The following is a 15,255-nucleotide window of genomic DNA, read 5'->3' as shown; positions in this document are numbered from 1 at the left end:
TTTTACCCGGTTTTACAAAGAAAAATCTTTCCCCGTATATCCATACTTTTCATTTTTCAGATGCAACAGCCATATCAGAGACCGAAGCTTTTCTTTCTCACTGGCACTATGGATAAAACCATCCAGTTCCTTCCTCCCGAACCAGCCCTGTTCCTCCAGACACTGCATCCTCTCTGTATCCTCTTCTTCCAAAAGAATTTCCATTGCCGGACGTATCCGAAGCCTGAGATATTTCTCAGCTTCCTGATACTTAGCATCCTGGTTTTCCTGTTGCCCGCCAAACCAGATTTCCAGTGCCTGATACAGATTAAGATTTCCCATACCCTTACCCCATTTTCATGTACTAATATCTGATTTTCATAATATCACAAAAAGATTTTCATTTAAAGTAGCTCTATGATATAATCATTTTAGTTTTAGCTTTACAAGTAAAAGATTTCCATATCTTTTACAAAAAAATCCAGGAGGTAACTCATGTCCAAAAAAAATCTGATCGTCGGTCAGTCCGGCGGCCCTACTGCAGTCATTAACAGCAGTCTCTACGGTGTTGTGTCCGAAGGATTACGACATCCCGAACAAATTCAACATATTTACGGTATGGTAAATGGAATCGAAGGCTTTCTGGCAGGAACTGTTTTAGATTTTGCCACAGCACTTCCCGGAAGCAGCCTTGAAAAACTTAAAACTACTCCAGGTGCCTACCTCGGCTCCTGCCGCTATAAGCTTCCTGAATCTCTGGAAGATCCGGTTTACCCCAGACTTTTTCAAAAATTCAGAGAAATGAACATTGGCTGGTTTTTCTATATTGGCGGAAATGATTCCATGGATACTGTAAGCAAGCTTTCCCGGTATGCAGCCCAGACAGGCAGCGATATCCGCATTATCGGAGAGCCCAAAACCATTGATAACGACCTGGTTCATACAGACCACACTCCCGGCTTTGGAAGTGCAGCCAGATATGTAGCCTCTACAGTCCGTGAAATTTCCATAGATGCAAATGTCTATGAGAAAAAATCCGTTACTATTGTAGAAATCATGGGCCGTCACGCGGGCTGGCTCACTGCAGCCTCTGCCCTTGCCCGAAAATACAAAGGTGACAATCCACTCCTGATCTATCTCCCTGAAACAACCTTTGATCAGGAAGCTTTCCTCAAAGCTGTTGAGAAATCCTTTGAAAAGAACTGCAATGTAATCGTCTGTGTCTCTGAAGGAATCCACGATGCAGAGGGCACTTTCATCTGCGAATATGACAGCTCTGTAGGCACAGATACCTTTGGACATAAAATGCTGGCAGGTTGTGGAAAATATCTGGAAAATCTGGTACGCAGCCGTCTGGGTGTAAAAGCACGTTCTGTGGAACTTAATGTCAGCCAGCGCTGTTCCGTCTCCATGATGTCCGCCACTGACCAGATGGAGGCTGTTACTGCCGGTAATTTTGGTGTACAGGCAGCACTGAATGGCGAAACCGGAAAAATGGTTTCTTTCCTTCGCGAGAGATGCACTGATGGAAGATATTCCATGAAATGCAACCTGGAAGATGTCAATGCCATCTGTAATGAAGAAAAAACAGTTCCTACAGACTGGATCACTGCTGATGGTTCAGATGTAACCCAGGATTTTCTTGACTACGCGGCTCCGTTAATCCAGGGAACGGTAGAAATTCCCCTTGGTGCAGACGGACTGCCGGATTTTGTATACCGCAAATAGGATGTAATATTAAGAAGCACTGGCAGTCTCAGGCAGTGAGCAGTTCACTCACCTTCAGAAGCTGTCAGTGCTTTCCCATTAAGTACAGCTTCCACCAGCTCATCTCCCTTATAACTGAGCTTCAGTGAAAAAAAGGGTGCGTTCTCTCTGATCAGCTTGTTAAAGATTCTGTCTCCCGGCCACATATTCAGCTCAGTAAGCTTTTCTTTGGGAATCCATTCCAATTTTCCTTCATCACACTCCCTGAGAATTCCCTCAAATTCCTCTGAAGTATACAGACACATATACTCTGTCCCATACCCTTCCTGGGTAAAGGTTACAATTCCTCTGAATTTCCAGGAACGCAATCGATACCCTGTTTCTTCGTAAACCTCTCTGCACAGACATTCTTCCGGACTTTCTCCCTCTTCAAAATGTCCTCCTATACCAATCCACTTATTCTTATTCACATCATTTTTTTTGGAAATTCTGTGAAGCATCAAATATTTTCCATCCTTTTCCAGATAACAATGAGTGGTCATCACACTTTTTTCTTTATCTCTCATTTATCCTTTTCCTCTTTTATTTTCTGTTACAGTAATTTCAGAAAAATCCCCTTATTTTACAAGTTTTTTTAGTTCCTGGAATACCCTGTCTGTGTATAAAAGTTTTATCTCATGGCGGCTCATGCCGGAAACTTCTGCATGCACCTCAAAAACATAAGGTTTCTCATGCACAAGGATGCAGAAAAAAGCCACTCCCTGAACACTGTCTGCATTGTTTGGATCAATGTTCCCGGTAGTTCCGGTTATTCCTATGGCAATGTCCGTTTTCATTTTTTTCTGTACTGTTTTTGCCATTTCTTCTGCACATTCTTTTGAATATACACCATACTGGGAAATCACATTTTTATCCACACCAATGAATATCTTGGTCTCATTCAAATAAGTAACATACCCTCCAGGAAAAATTGCAGATGCCCCTTCTGTGTCTGTGATCGTCGATGCGATCAAGCCGGAGGTACAGCTCTCCATTGTGGAAATCGTTCTGTGTGCATCAATTAATTTATGGATTATTTTATCCTTTTCTGCCTGATCCATCCTTTTCCTCCTACTGTTTTTCTGATTTCTTACCTTACAAGTATACCAAAAAATCTTACTTTTTTATAGAAGTATTTCTTATTCCGGTATGCTGTCTATTACAGACAATCTTCCAAATCCCCACTCAGGATTAGGATAATTCATCCTCTCCTCCCGCACAGCTCCTTTCTGCAAGGCAAATTTCACAGCACTTCCTGTTGCATAAGGAAGGTTTCCTCTGACAATTGCCCATTCCAGCAACAAAGCTGCTGCTCCACAGGTAATCGCTGCAGACAAACTGCTTCCTGTTGCTTTCCCAAAATTCTGCATTCTATTCAGAGGCACTGTCAGTTCCACTCCCGGTGCAGCCAGATCCGGTGTTACCTGTCCATCCGGAGTAAAGCCCCGACCAGCCTGGAAAAAAAGACTGGCATCCCTATACTGATAAGCTGTAGCAGTAATACTTCGCACAGAATCTCCCGGAGCAGTCACTGTAGAATAGGGATTCGATTGCAGAAAATAAGTATCCTGTGAAATCAATCCCTGTACAGGTAGCCACATATGAAATCTGTTTCCCGGTCCTTTCTCCTTTTGTACATGAATTTTCCAGATTCCAGAGGCCGGATGAAGAAACCGGAAATAAATCAGCTGCTTTCCGGTAGATCGTTCCATTTTTACATAATTCACCAAAACCTGTGTCGCAGTAAAAATAAATGATAACTTTTGAGTCACAGACCCAATAGAAGTACTGATATCCAGAATCTCACCTGCCGGTGACTGAACCGAAATCCTATAGTCATCCGGTGGATTTCCCCAGAATTCTGTATAAAATCCCCCTTCCTGCTCTCCGATTTTCAACTCCACTGTTTCCTGCTCTTCTGATAATTCAGCTGTAAAATGGTGCTGCGCAATGCCTTCATTTCCCGCAGCCACAGATACAGAAATATTTGCATCTTCATTAATATAATCCAAATACCGGCTCAGTTCACTGTCTCCAATATGGGCTCCCTGACTGCTTCCAAGTCCCAAACAGACTGATACAGGCATTCCCATTTTCTTTGCCATTCGAACTGCATAAGACACTCCAAGCATAATATCATCTTCCTGATAAACTTCTGCCAAAGGCGGGATCTGATAAAATTCTTTTAAGTATGTCTTAGCCTTCTTCAGTTTCACAATGATCAGAGTTGCTCCAGGTGCTGCTCCGGAAAAATTTTCAGAAGGGACCACATTTCCAGCTGCCAGACCAGCCAATGCTGTTCCATGTCCATTTTCATCCTGGGACGGTACTGTCTCATAGGGATTTTCTGATTTGATCGCCTGCTCAATTTCTTCCCGCACAAAGACTTTCCCATAAGGAACTGCTTCATTTCCACTTCCCATTATTGTCTGATCCCACAAATAAGCGATCCTGCTCCTGTCTCCTTCACGAAAAACCGGATGTGTATAGTCAATTCCCGAATCAATCACAGCTATCGCTACTCCTTCACCCTGTAGCTTCAGATACGGCTGATTATAGCTCTGACTGATTCCCCCGGCATCCATAGCATTTATATCCATAGGACTATAGCACTTGGGAATAGACGAATAGGTATAGGAATTGATTTCCAAAACTCCGGCCTGCTCCAAAGGAATATAAAGAATGCCGGACATTTCATTTACTTTCTGAAAAACAGCATTCATCCGTTTCATGTCAGCCTCCGGAATCATTTCCCAGTTTCTCAGAATAAAATCTCCGTATTCCTGGTTCTGGGCAGGTGCTATATTCTGCCCAGAAGAAGAACCGGAGATTCCCTGCTGCATATTTATAAAATTCTTTTCAACATCTGCTGACCCGAACATACTGAATCCTCACATGCAGGATTTATTACAGGCTATGCCATAAAACATAAAAATAGTATTTATCCTTGAATATTTACTTCTTTGTCCTTTTCTTTATTACTCCAAGCATTACCATTCCGACGATTCCTGTAAAAATACTGATAAACTGAGAGGTAGATAAAACTCCTATACTTCCCCTTTCCAGATCTCCCCTGAAAAATTCCAATACAAAACGTCCCACACTGTAAAAGATCAAATAACAGGCTGCTACTTCTCCCTCTGCCTTTTTATGTCTGGCAATATAAAGTAAAAGGAAAAAATGCAAAAAGTCCAGAATACTGGAATAAATTTGTGTGGGAATCAGCGGAATATTATTAGGTGCATAATCCGAATTTGTAAAAATCACTGACAGTCTTCCATAAGCTTCCTTTCCATAGCAGCATCCTGCCAGAAAGCATCCGATTCTTCCAAATCCCTGTGCCAGTGCAATGGAAGGCATCATCAGGTCAAAATACGTTAAAAAATTTAATTTCTTTACCTTACAGTAAATCCAGCCTGCAAGGATTCCTCCTATAATTCCTCCATAGACCACAAATCCATCAGAACTAAGCATCTCCAACGGATTCCGGATCACTTCTTTCCATTCTGTAATCCAGAACAGAATTTTTGCAGATGCAAATCCACCCAGAACACACCAGAGCACTAAATAGAAAATATGCTCACAGGCCAGATGCAGCTTTCTTGCCCTCTGTTCCACCACCAGCCAGGCTGCCAGCACTCCTATAGCAATCATAAAACCATAACCATAAAGAGTCAGCGGACCGATTCTTAAAAGCTCGTTTTTCATAAACTGTCATTTCTCCTCATCTGCTTTTTATTTCAAAATATAAAAAACAATATTTTTTCTGATTCTATTTTCCTATTATATACACAGCAACTTCAGCAATTGTAAATTTGCCCTGTCATTGCCATCGTTATCATGAATACCGTTTACATCAGCTTCTCCGCAGATATCCACTCCCAGAAACCGATCTTCATTGCTTTTTCCACACTCCAGCATGGTTTTTACACCTGCAAGTAAAGTGGTAAGTTTCATATCTCCCTGACTCCAGGCAGTTGAGACCTCTTTTGAACCGAGCACATCCTTATCAACCGAAAGATAAACAGGTAATTCACTGTCCATCATAACCTTTTTCAGGAAACCGCAGATTTCTTCCTCCTCCATTGTCAAAAGGGTCTCTCTGGAAAGAAATACCACTTTTTTCCGAAGCCTCTCATCTACCTGGCTATATGCATTTTCATCCGGACCGATCAGGATCACCTGTCGCAGATTTGTAAGTTCCTCCAATGCAGCTGCGATCCATCCTCCGCAAGACAACAGCCCCCCAAAAGCAGGAGGCTGCATATCTGTATGATTATCAAACACCAGAAGCCTGAAAGGTTGTTGGATTTTCCCAATCCACAAACGCGTAAGATAATGATAGTTTCCGGAGTCAATAAAATGGACTCCTTCCGGTGAAAATTTATCTATGCGACAACTGATCTCAGTTCTTGCGTCTTCATCACAATAACAGTTCGTACCGGTAATATCTTCTGCTTCTACCCAGACAGTTTCCTGTCCCTTCCAGAATTTTTCTTCTCTATATATTCCGGACATATTCATAATAACTGGCGTTCTTTTTTTCATAATTTTCCTGTTCCCTTTTGAAACCGCTTTTCACTTTCTTTAGTCTTTCCACTCTTCCAGCGGTTCATCATGATTTTTCAGCATAGACTGAATTTCTTTGTTGGGGCTTTCTTCTGCTTTATCGGGATTCTCTTCCATAGAAAACACAGCCTCTGCCTCTGCTGCATCTGCAGTCTCAGCTGTTTCCAATTCTATAGGTACTGCTGTTTCCACTGCCGGTTCCTCCGGAACTTCCACAACTGCCTTATTTTCTTCCTGAGTTTCAGGCATACTGGTTTCTGCCACATTCTCAGAATCCTCTGTCTGATCTGCTGCTTCATCTGAAACATTATTCTGCTGCTCTTTCTCCAGCATACGCTTCTGTCCCTTTTTCAGACATACCTTCATCAAAATCAAAAATACAAAATCTGCAGCACCATTTACTATCAAAAGTATTCCACTAACCAAAATCATTCTGGAAACTTTTTTAAAAGGATAGGCCATCACTCCGACTCCCAGTACCAGAAAAATCAGACTGCCGATCAAAAGCACCTTCCACTGTCCCTGATTTACCTTTTTCAATTTGCTGCTGCCCTTAAATTTCCAGATGCTGTCAACTACTACAAAAGCACCCAGCAGGTATGGCAGAATTTTAATCACAATCTGTGGCGTAAAAAAAAGAAATACTCCCAGAACAGCAGCAATCACTCCGGTAAACAGATCCAGTACCGTTGCCTTCTCTTTTTCAGCAGCATAAATTATAATATGGTAAATTCCCGCCGCGATCATAACCAGCCCAAATACTACCTTGCAGATAATGTTTACTGTTTGATCCGGGATCAGGACCAGACACAATCCCAAAGCAATGTAACAGATTGAGGAAAGAATTTCCCCTCTAAGAAACTTTGAAGTTTTTTTCTCCACAGATGAATCCTCCTGACAATTATTTTTACAGTTCTGTCTCTCTTCCGGTTATTTTCTTTATCAAAGACAAGTAACCCGACAGATGACATATCCGCTCAGATAATAAAAGTATACCTCTAATTTTTCCAAACGTCCACACACAACTCCATCACTTTTTATAAAAATATGAAAAAGCTGTGAATTTTTCCTTGAAGTTTTTTTTTCACGTATTATAATAAATTCGATACATTTCGCAATTGAACTTCAGGAAGGATTTATTTTGAAAAACAAAGATTTTAATAAGCTTTTACTCCTTATTCCCGCAGGGCTTATCCTTGTGGGAAGCATTGTCTTTTTATACAGTCGACCAGGCTCCAGCGATGATAGGATCTGCCAGGAGAACGTAGCCAAACTTCAGGAACTGGAAAACGCAGATATTGCTCAGACTGAGCAGCAGCTTCAGAATCTGAAAAAATCGGAAGAAGATGATTCTCTGCGCAATATGGACAGCAGCACTGTTCTCGATGATGTGCAGATCCGCCAGGCCTTTGCCGGCAGCGTCATTCTTGGAGATTCCATCACAAATTCTATTGTGGAATATGGATATCTGGATACTGATGTGGTAGTAGCCAAGCTTGGATTAAGTGTGTCCGGAGCTGATGAACAGATTGCTACTGCGATCAGCCTGAATCCCAGTCATGTTTTCATGGCTTTCGGTTCCAATGACCTGGAAATTTACGGAGCTGATTCTTCTGGATTTGTAGCAGATTATAAAAAACAAATTGTCAAGATCCAGGAAGCACTGCCGGATATCCCAATTTACATAAACTGTATTCTTCCGATCACGGATGCTGCTATTGAAGCGACTCCTGATCTTGCCTATTATCCGCAGTATAACGAAGGACTTATCAGTCTCTGTCAGGAAATGGGATGTACCTTTATTGACAATTCCGCCATTGTGGAGGGAAGCTCAGAGGACCTGTACGAACCGGACGGTGAGCATGTGATCCAGGATTATTACCCTAAATGGCTCACACATATGGCACAGGCAGCGGGGTTACAGACATGAAAATAAATAAGCATATACTTATAAAGACCGGGTTGGTGATTCTGCTTGTAATATATCTTACAGCACTTTACTCCTCCGATAATGCCCGGAACATTTCCATGGATCAGATTGCCCAGTCTATGGAAAAAGATCAGGCCATCACTGCACTGAATCAAGAAACCCGCGCTGATCTGAAACGCTATTATCAAACAGAAGAGCGGGATATTGACGGTTTTTTCTTTTACAAGGCCTCCTCTCCTATGGCTGTTGAAGAAATCTGCATTATGAAAGCCAAAGACCGTGCCCAGGCACAGATATTGCTGGAAAACGCCCAGACACACCTGTCTAGTCAGAAAAATGTATTCGAAGGATATGGTACAGACCAGATGGCTCTCTTAAATAATGCAGCTGTAGGAAAAAAAGGAAACTATGTATATTACATGTGTGGAGCCAATGCCCATAGCTGGCAGCATGCATTTCTATCCTTGATATAAGGCAGATTGGAGAACATTCGTTATGGTATTTAACAGTATCTTTTTTATTTTCTGCTTTCTTCCGGTTTTTATGCTGATCTATTATCTGGTTCCGGGAAAGCTTCGCAATCTGCTGCTCTTTTTAGGCAGTCTTATATTTTACGCATGGGGAGAACCTGTTTATGTGATTCTTATGCTTTTCTCCAGCGTATTTAACTATTATATGGGGACTGAACTGGAGCGGCTTTATTATGATGATAAAAAGCAAAAACTGAATCTTGTTTTTGCTATCATTATCAATCTTGGCATTCTTGTATTTTTTAAATATTATGGTTTCCTGTTGGATACCTTTGGCGGAATTACAGGCATTCATATTTCCCATCCGGAACTTTCTCTGCCAATCGGGCTTTCCTTTTATACCTTCAGGAACCTGTCCTATCTCTTTGATATATATATAAGTAAGATTACAGCACAACAGAACTTTCTTACCTTTGCAACCTACAGCACCATGTTTCCTTATACTGCTGCAGGTCCTATTATCCGCTATGCAGATATCCAGGAACAACTTGAGAGACGTTCTGTCAATATTTCCCGCTTTGGTGCAGGAACAGAACTTTTTATTAAGGGTCTTGCAAAAAAAGTACTCCTGGCTGATAATCTATCTGCTCTATATGCAGGAATCTGCAGTAATACTCAAATGTCCGTGCTTACCGCATGGATTGGAATTCTGGCTTTCACTATGCAAATATATTTTGATTTCAGCGGCTATTCTGACATGGCCATTGGGCTGGGAAAAATGTTGGGATTTGATTTTAACAAAAACTTTGATTATCCATATATCTCCACAAGTGTTTCCGAATTCTGGAGACGTTGGCATATTTCCCTTGGAAGCTGGTTTCGGGATTATATCTACATTCCTCTTGGAGGAAACCGTGTCTCAGTCATAAAACATATCCGAAATATTCTGGTTGTCTGGGCTCTGACCGGACTATGGCATGGTGCAAGCTGGAACTTTGTGTTATGGGGACTATACTACGGCCTTCTCCTCTTACTTGAAAAATTTGTACTAAATAACTTATTAGATAGACTCCCTTCCTGGCTGCGCACAGCCTATACTATGGTTGCAGTCATGATTGGATGGGTATTTTTCAGTCAGACAAACTTTTCTGCACTTGGCCATTATCTGGGTGCACTGTTTGGTATAGGAGCCAGCTGCTTTGCAGACACAACTGCACTTTATTATCTGAAAACAGGCCTGATACTTTTTATCATTAGTATCCTGGCATGCAGACCCGGACTGTACCGACGTTTCAGGCGACTGATTCAGCAGAAACCAGCAGCAGCACTGCTTATAAATCTTATACTGCTGGCATTATCTGTAGCCTATATGGTTTATAATTCCTATACACCATTTTTATACGCGAAATTTTAGAAGGGACGGTACCTATGAAAAAATCACTGAGAAATTACCGACTATTCTTTCACAGATTAGGACTTCTTTTTTTTCTGCTTCCTGTAATTGTACTGGTAAGCAGTATTATCCTGCCTGACACCGGATTCTCCGAAAAGGAAAACCGGATACTGGCATCCAGGCCTGCCCTGAAACTGGATCAAATAATCTCCGGAGGATATGAAAAACAATTTGAAACCTATGAGAACGATCAATTCCCCCTTCGTGATATGTGGATTACTTTAAAAGCCACTACAGACAGGCTGATGGGTAAAGTGGAGGAAAATGGTGTGTATCTTGGCAAAAATGGATATCTGATGGAAGCCTTTAACGCTCCTTCTCAGACTCAATATGATGCTACAGTCAATGCTATGACCTCATTCGCGCAGAAGCATCCAGATCTGAAACAATATGCACTGATAGCTCCCAATTCAGTAAACATCCTGAAATCAAACCTCCCTGCTTTTGCACCTGCTGACGATCAGAATCCCTGGATAGACAAGCTGAAGGATTCTCTCACTTCTGCAGGAGTTACTTTTATTGATATTCGTGATACCTTTACTGATCACAAAGCAGAAGATCTTTATTATCACACGGATCATCACTGGACCACTCTGGGTGCCTACTACGCTTATCTCCAGGCAGCTGCTGTTATGGGAATCGATATCTCCTCTGACTCTTATGATAAAGCTCCTGTATCCCAGACGTTCAAAGGAACACTCTCTGCCAAAAGCGGTTTCCGTTCCGGTGAAACCGATGAACTTGATGTTTTCCTTCCTAATGGAGATAATACTCTTTCCTCAGTTGTTAATTATGTAGATGAACAGAAAAAATCAGCAAGCTTCTATGACACTTCAAAGCTTAATACCAGAGATAAATATGCCCTGTTCTTCGGCGGTAATCATGCACAAATAAAAATCAGCACCCCCACGGAAAGTAATAATACCCTTCTGGTTCTGAAGGATTCTTATGCCAACAGTTTCGTGCCATTTCTTGCACAGCATTACCGTAAAATCATTATGATCGATCCCCGTTATTACTATGGAGATCTGGAACAACTGCTTCAGGTTGAGAATGTTCAGGAAGTACTATATCTATACAATGCCAATACTTTCTTTGCTGATACCTCATTGGAGCTGGCACTGTAATTTTTTCAAAAAAATCCCCTCAGGTTCAGATGACGCGGACACATCCTGTACTGAGGGGATTTTCATACACACTTTTCCAATTTTCATTTTTTGTCTGCCTCACAGCATCGCAAAAAGATCATTCATTTTCCGCGTTTTGAATCAGGCTTTTCTTCCTTCATGATGTATTATATCAAACTTTTTTATAAATTTCCTATTTATGCATTTTCCTCATTTTTTCAGGCATATTCCTCAATGATAGTGAAATACTTTATTCAAAATGACTGGAAAAATACTCATTATACCTATCCAACACTTCTTTCCTTCCTCGAACACGAATAGGAATTATTGTCCCATCCTGTAATTCAAAATCATCTTTTACATCTTTTATATAATCCATATTTACCAGATAACTCTGGTGACAATGCAAAAATCTCTTCTCATTTATTCTATTTTCAATCTCTATAAGCTTATCCTGGGCTACAATTTCTGATTGATCGGACAAATGAAGTGTAATAGTATGCTTATCGCTTTCAACATATACAATATCATCCGTATATGGATATCGATACTGACGTTTACTTTTAATTGCAACCCTGCGTTGCATATCCGTCTTCAGAATACGATTCAAAAGCTTCTTTATTTTCTCCTCGGAAAAGGATTTCAACAAATATCCTGATGCCTGTACCTCATAACTCTCAACAGCAAAATCCGGAGATGCTGTCAGAAATATAATCGGTATATTGCAGGAAAGCGCACGAAGTTTTCTGGCTGTTTCCATACCATTCAACTGGTCCATATAGATATCCAGAAAAAGCAATTCTCCCTCCAGGTATCCCTCCTCAGCGTCAGCTACAAGTACCTCACCGGAAGAATATTCCTCGACCAAAATCTCCTCATGAATTTCTTCAAAATATTCATGTAATATATCCTTTAAAAGCTGTCTTTCCAATTCCACATCATCACAGACTATAATCTTACGCATTACTTGTTACCCTTTCAGCCGATAATTTCTATTCATAATTTCGAGTCTGTTTTCTTATTGTTTTGATAGAAAACTTCTATAATATTATATACAATTCATTCTACAAAAGCAAGTACCCTTTTTACAGGACTGTTACTGCTCACTCCGTTCCCAGCAACACGCTTCGCGGGATATTGCCAGTGAACAGTAATACAGGACTTTCTTCATTTACTCATATGTGTTAATATAAAGGTAAGGTTCACAACGATCAGATATTTATACTATCAATAAAATAATATTAACGAAAGAAGGGTTATTCCATGCGTCAGGAAAAATTTAAAATGGAGCGTCAGGGACTGATTGAAATCGGTGATGAAGTAGAAATCACCGAATACCAATCCTTCATGAATTACAGTTACATTATTGAACCAGCCGTAGCCATGTCAGGATGCTATCCCAATGCCAGACGGATCAAATCCCGAAAAGGTATTATCAAGAATATTGAGCATACTCCCCGAGGATTTATCGTCACTGCAGAATTTGATGAATAATATATGCCAAAACCGTAGCTGTGTAACTTTTTACAGTTACGGTTTTTATCATATTTCACGCTAATCTCACATATCTTGTTGCAATAGTGTCCTGGAGTATTATCTATTGTATGATTTCTCTAAGTTTATGCATGATCGTCAAAAACGAAGCAGATGTTCTTCCCCGAATTCTTTCACTAATGACTGATATTGCAGATCATATTCTCATTGCAGATACCGGTTCCGTCGACCAGACGAAAGAAATTGCCTGTAAATATGGAGCTCAGGTATTTGACTTTCCTTGGTGCGAGGATTTTTCTGCTGCCAGAAATTTTCTTTTAGAAAAAGTCCACACAGACTACTGGATGTGGCTGGATGCGGATGATCTGATCACTCCTGCTAATCTGACTCTCCTTTCTTCCCTAAAAACTTCTCTTCCTTCTGACACTGATATCGTAATGATGAAATATATTACAGCTTTCCATACAGATCAGTCTCCTGCATTTTCTTATTACCGGGAGCGTATTTTAAAAACCTCCTGTAATTTCAGATGGTGTGGAAAGGTACATGAAGCAATCATTCTTTCCGGTAAGCTTCTTTACTCTCCTATTCAAATTGAACATCGCAAAATTAAGATTTCTGATCCAGACCGCAATCTTCGGATTTATCAGCACATGCTCGAAAATGCTGAAGTTTTAGACTCCCGTCAGGAATTTTATTATGGAAAAGAACTTTTCTATCATAAGCTTTATCGAGAATCTGCGGCTGTATTTCTTCACTTTCTGGAAAATCCCGAAGCATGGCAGGAAAACCAACTGGATGCCTGTCTGCAACTCTGTTACTGTTACCGTGCCCTTGGTGAAAATGATAAAGCAATGAATATTCTTTTTAAAAGCTTTCAGTTTGATGTTCCCCGTGCTGAAATATGCTATGAACTTGGAAATCTTTTTCTGGAAAAATCAGCTTTTATCTCTGCTGTTTACTGGTATCAGCAAGCATTAAATGCACCTTACTGTGAACAAAATGGGGGATTTTTTATCCCTGACTGCCATGATTTTCTTCCTTTGGTACAGCTCTGCGTCTGTTATGACAAACTTGGGCAATACAAAACCTCCTTTGACTGCCTTCAAACAGCGGCTAAAATTCATCCTGATGAGCCCTGTATTATCCAAAATCAACAATATTTTTCACATAAGCATGGTTTTTCCTGACAAAGGGCGAAACAATTATTGGCTTCAGACAAGTAGCAAAGAATTTGTAATCTGTGAACAGTATCTGGCATTCTCCATATAATAATAGTGAAACTTCTTAATATCAGAGGTAAAATGCATGTTGTTTCATCGTCATCCTCTCAAAGAGCAGTCACTTGAATCACTGACCAGCGATGTTTCCGGCACTTCCTGCTGTAACAATAGCAATCGCTGCTGCTGTGACTGTCAGGGTCCTCCCGGACCACGAGGCTGTACCGGACCTACTGGGCCCAGAGGTTGTCCCGGACCGGCTGGTCCTATCGGTCCCCAGGGACCTCAGGGAGAACCTGGTATACAGGGATATCCAGGGCCAACCGGAGTCACAGGAGCTACCGGTGCTACTGGTGCAATAGGACCTCAGGGGCCTGCCGGAGTCACAGGAGCTACCGGTGCTACTGGTGCAATAGGACCTCAGGGGCCTGCCGGAGTCACAGGAGCTACTGGTGCCACAGGCGCTAGCGGAGCTACAGGACCTGCCGGAGCTATTGGACCAACTGGACCTATCGGACCTGTCGGACCTGCCGGAGCTACTGGACCAACTGGACCTACCGGTGCCACAGGTCCGGCTGGTCCTGTAACATCTGCCGCAGCAGTAGCAGATGCTACAGGTCAGACAGATGTTGTAACCCAGTTTAATCAGCTTCTCTCTAGTCTCAGAGCTGCCGGAATTCTAAACAGCTGATCTTTCTTTTTAAGCATAAAACACCGGTATACTGTGCTTTTTACACAATATACCGGCGTTTTTATTCTATCTCAAATTTAAATCAAATAAAAAACTTCAGATATAATTTATCTGAAGTTCCAGAGGTGCCACCCGGATTTGAACCGGGGATAGAGGTGTTGCAGACCTTTGCCTTACCACTTGGCTATGGCACCATATTATATTTTACAAATTATACAAAAACTTTGTATAATGACTCCAAGGGGATTTGAACCCCTGTTACCGCCGTGAAAGGGCGGTGTCTTAACCGCTTGACCATGGAGCCTGGTATCACTTTTACATATCGGACTTCATGTTCCGAAAGCTCCCCCTGTTGGACTCGAACCAACGACACTGCGGTTAACAGCCGCATGCTCTACCGACTGAGCTAAGGAGGAATAAAGGTTTTTGCACCTTCAAAACTACATACATGTTGACATTCCTTGAGAATTAACTTCCTGCGTTTTGGTCAAGCCCTCACCCGATTAGTAACAGTCAGCTCCATGTGTTGCCACACTTCCACCTCTGCCCTATCTACCTCGTCGTCTTCAAGGGGGT

The 15,255-nt window shown here is 41.4% G+C and carries 16 protein-coding genes, 3 tRNA genes and 1 rRNA gene; 8 read left to right on the top strand and 12 right to left on the bottom strand.

The features are described 5' to 3' along the window. Positions 1 to 12 precede the first annotated feature (12 nt). Positions 13 to 321 (bottom strand): hypothetical protein, encoded by a 309-nt coding sequence (locus tag H8Z82_RS11480; RefSeq protein WP_186995199.1) that lies wholly within the window; start codon positions 319 to 321, stop codon positions 13 to 15. Between the two features lie 153 nt (positions 322 to 474). On the opposite strand from H8Z82_RS11480, the gene H8Z82_RS11475 reads away from it, so the two are divergent. After that, complete coding sequence (locus H8Z82_RS11475) at positions 475 to 1,707, top strand: 6-phosphofructokinase (RefSeq protein ID WP_186995198.1); 1,233 nt, start codon at positions 475 to 477, stop codon at positions 1,705 to 1,707. A 44-nt stretch (positions 1,708 to 1,751) separates the two neighbouring features. On the opposite strand, the gene H8Z82_RS11470 is transcribed toward H8Z82_RS11475, so the two are convergent. The 6 genes from H8Z82_RS11470 to H8Z82_RS11445 all read right to left on the bottom strand — a co-directional run bounded on the left by H8Z82_RS11470 (position 1,752) and on the right by H8Z82_RS11445 (position 7,176). After that, positions 1,752 to 2,252, bottom strand: coding sequence for an NUDIX hydrolase (locus H8Z82_RS11470; RefSeq protein ID WP_186995197.1), 501 nt, complete (start codon positions 2,250 to 2,252; stop codon positions 1,752 to 1,754). 51 nt (positions 2,253 to 2,303) lie between these two features. Further along, entirely contained in the window at positions 2,304 to 2,786 is a 483-nt protein-coding gene (locus H8Z82_RS11465) for a CinA family protein (protein WP_186995196.1), read from the bottom strand. A 78-nt stretch (positions 2,787 to 2,864) separates the two neighbouring features. Then, positions 2,865 to 4,568 carry a S8 family peptidase gene (locus H8Z82_RS11460; protein ID WP_243176458.1) on the bottom strand — a complete coding sequence of 568 codons (1,704 nt, stop codon included), beginning with the start codon at positions 4,566 to 4,568 and terminating at the stop codon, positions 2,865 to 2,867. Positions 4,569 to 4,680: 112 nt separating this feature from the next. Further along, positions 4,681 to 5,433 carry a prolipoprotein diacylglyceryl transferase gene (locus H8Z82_RS11455; protein WP_019160868.1) on the bottom strand — a complete coding sequence of 251 codons (753 nt, stop codon included), beginning with the start codon at positions 5,431 to 5,433 and terminating at the stop codon, positions 4,681 to 4,683. 75 nt (positions 5,434 to 5,508) lie between these two features. After that, positions 5,509 to 6,273, bottom strand: a complete 765-nt coding sequence (locus H8Z82_RS11450; RefSeq protein ID WP_019160867.1) for an arginase family protein — start codon at positions 6,271 to 6,273, stop codon at positions 5,509 to 5,511. Between the two features lie 39 nt (positions 6,274 to 6,312). Further along, positions 6,313 to 7,176, bottom strand: a complete 864-nt coding sequence (locus tag H8Z82_RS11445) for an HdeD family acid-resistance protein (protein ID WP_186995194.1) — start codon at positions 7,174 to 7,176, stop codon at positions 6,313 to 6,315. Between the two features lie 259 nt (positions 7,177 to 7,435). Between H8Z82_RS11445 and H8Z82_RS11440 the strand changes: the two genes are divergently transcribed. From H8Z82_RS11440 to H8Z82_RS11425, 4 genes are read left to right on the top strand one after another with little or no spacing between them, the layout of a single operon-like run. Then, complete coding sequence (locus tag H8Z82_RS11440; RefSeq protein WP_186995193.1) at positions 7,436 to 8,224, top strand: GDSL-type esterase/lipase family protein; 789 nt, start codon at positions 7,436 to 7,438, stop codon at positions 8,222 to 8,224. Then, positions 8,221 to 8,697 (top strand): DUF4358 domain-containing protein, encoded by a 477-nt coding sequence (locus tag H8Z82_RS11435; protein ID WP_186995192.1) that lies wholly within the window; start codon positions 8,221 to 8,223, stop codon positions 8,695 to 8,697. Before H8Z82_RS11440 ends, H8Z82_RS11435 begins: the two co-directional genes overlap by 4 nt. A gap of 22 nt (positions 8,698 to 8,719) precedes the next feature. Then, on the top strand, positions 8,720 to 10,108 hold the full coding sequence (locus tag H8Z82_RS11430) for an MBOAT family O-acyltransferase (RefSeq protein WP_186995191.1): 1,389 nt from the start codon (positions 8,720 to 8,722) through the stop codon (positions 10,106 to 10,108). Between the two features lie 14 nt (positions 10,109 to 10,122). Next, entirely contained in the window at positions 10,123 to 11,274 is a 1,152-nt protein-coding gene (locus tag H8Z82_RS11425; protein WP_186995190.1) for a DHHW family protein, read from the top strand. Positions 11,275 to 11,524: 250 nt separating this feature from the next. On the opposite strand, the gene H8Z82_RS11420 is transcribed toward H8Z82_RS11425, so the two are convergent. Then, the gene (locus H8Z82_RS11420) at positions 11,525 to 12,238 is read right to left on the bottom strand and encodes a LytR/AlgR family response regulator transcription factor (protein WP_186995189.1); all 714 of its coding nucleotides are present in this window, start codon (positions 12,236 to 12,238) and stop codon (positions 11,525 to 11,527) included. A gap of 299 nt (positions 12,239 to 12,537) precedes the next feature. On the opposite strand from H8Z82_RS11420, the gene H8Z82_RS11415 reads away from it, so the two are divergent. The 3 genes from H8Z82_RS11415 to H8Z82_RS17590 all read left to right on the top strand — a co-directional run bounded on the left by H8Z82_RS11415 (position 12,538) and on the right by H8Z82_RS17590 (position 14,679). Then, positions 12,538 to 12,768, top strand: coding sequence for a hypothetical protein (locus H8Z82_RS11415; protein ID WP_019160862.1), 231 nt, complete (start codon positions 12,538 to 12,540; stop codon positions 12,766 to 12,768). A gap of 110 nt (positions 12,769 to 12,878) precedes the next feature. Beyond that, positions 12,879 to 13,958 (top strand): tetratricopeptide repeat-containing glycosyltransferase, encoded by a 1,080-nt coding sequence (locus H8Z82_RS11410; RefSeq protein WP_279289724.1) that lies wholly within the window; start codon positions 12,879 to 12,881, stop codon positions 13,956 to 13,958. Positions 13,959 to 14,076: 118 nt separating this feature from the next. Beyond that, positions 14,077 to 14,679 carry a collagen-like domain-containing protein gene (locus H8Z82_RS17590; RefSeq protein WP_019160860.1) on the top strand — a complete coding sequence of 201 codons (603 nt, stop codon included), beginning with the start codon at positions 14,077 to 14,079 and terminating at the stop codon, positions 14,677 to 14,679. Between the two features lie 123 nt (positions 14,680 to 14,802). Here the strand turns inward: H8Z82_RS17590 and H8Z82_RS11400 are convergent. The 4 genes from H8Z82_RS11400 to H8Z82_RS17150 form a co-directional block, all read right to left on the bottom strand. Further along, positions 14,803 to 14,873 (bottom strand) — tRNA-Cys (locus H8Z82_RS11400). Positions 14,874 to 14,911: 38 nt separating this feature from the next. Further along, positions 14,912 to 14,983: transfer RNA gene (locus H8Z82_RS11395), tRNA-Glu, on the bottom strand. 39 nt (positions 14,984 to 15,022) lie between these two features. Further along, positions 15,023 to 15,095: transfer RNA gene (locus H8Z82_RS11390), tRNA-Asn, on the bottom strand. A 67-nt stretch (positions 15,096 to 15,162) separates the two neighbouring features. Beyond that, positions 15,163 to 15,255 (bottom strand): 23S ribosomal RNA (locus H8Z82_RS17150); the annotation flags it as partial.

The organism is Blautia difficilis (genome assembly GCF_014297245.1).
GTDB classification, from domain to species: domain Bacteria; phylum Bacillota; class Clostridia; order Lachnospirales; family Lachnospiraceae; genus Blautia_A; species Blautia_A difficilis.
The sequence above is the reverse complement of the archived record's forward strand: the minus strand, read 5'-3'. Positions and strand labels throughout refer to the sequence as shown.

What these genes read in the sequence shown, in the direction of transcription:
- H8Z82_RS11480 (WP_186995199.1), bottom strand. Translation starts at nt 321, where the DNA reads ATGGGAAATCTTAATCTGTATCAGGCACTGGAAATCTGGTTTGGCGGG.
- H8Z82_RS11475 (WP_186995198.1), top strand. Translation starts at nt 475, where the DNA reads ATGTCCAAAAAAAATCTGATCGTCGGTCAGTCCGGCGGCCCTACTGCA.
- H8Z82_RS11470 (WP_186995197.1), bottom strand. Translation starts at nt 2,252, where the DNA reads ATGAGAGATAAAGAAAAAAGTGTGATGACCACTCATTGTTATCTGGAA.
- H8Z82_RS11465 (WP_186995196.1), bottom strand. Translation starts at nt 2,786, where the DNA reads ATGGATCAGGCAGAAAAGGATAAAATAATCCATAAATTAATTGATGCA.
- H8Z82_RS11460 (WP_243176458.1), bottom strand. Translation starts at nt 4,568, where the DNA reads ATGCAGCAGGGAATCTCCGGTTCTTCTTCTGGGCAGAATATAGCACCT.
- H8Z82_RS11455 (WP_019160868.1), bottom strand. Translation starts at nt 5,433, where the DNA reads ATGAAAAACGAGCTTTTAAGAATCGGTCCGCTGACTCTTTATGGTTAT.
- H8Z82_RS11450 (WP_019160867.1), bottom strand. Translation starts at nt 6,273, where the DNA reads ATGAAAAAAAGAACGCCAGTTATTATGAATATGTCCGGAATATATAGA.
- H8Z82_RS11435 (WP_186995192.1), top strand. Translation starts at nt 8,221, where the DNA reads ATGAAAATAAATAAGCATATACTTATAAAGACCGGGTTGGTGATTCTG.
- H8Z82_RS11430 (WP_186995191.1), top strand. Translation starts at nt 8,720, where the DNA reads ATGGTATTTAACAGTATCTTTTTTATTTTCTGCTTTCTTCCGGTTTTT.
- H8Z82_RS11425 (WP_186995190.1), top strand. Translation starts at nt 10,123, where the DNA reads ATGAAAAAATCACTGAGAAATTACCGACTATTCTTTCACAGATTAGGA.
- H8Z82_RS11420 (WP_186995189.1), bottom strand. Translation starts at nt 12,238, where the DNA reads ATGCGTAAGATTATAGTCTGTGATGATGTGGAATTGGAAAGACAGCTT.
- H8Z82_RS11415 (WP_019160862.1), top strand. Translation starts at nt 12,538, where the DNA reads ATGCGTCAGGAAAAATTTAAAATGGAGCGTCAGGGACTGATTGAAATC.
- H8Z82_RS11410 (WP_279289724.1), top strand. Translation starts at nt 12,879, where the DNA reads ATGATTTCTCTAAGTTTATGCATGATCGTCAAAAACGAAGCAGATGTT.
- H8Z82_RS17590 (WP_019160860.1), top strand. Translation starts at nt 14,077, where the DNA reads ATGTTGTTTCATCGTCATCCTCTCAAAGAGCAGTCACTTGAATCACTG.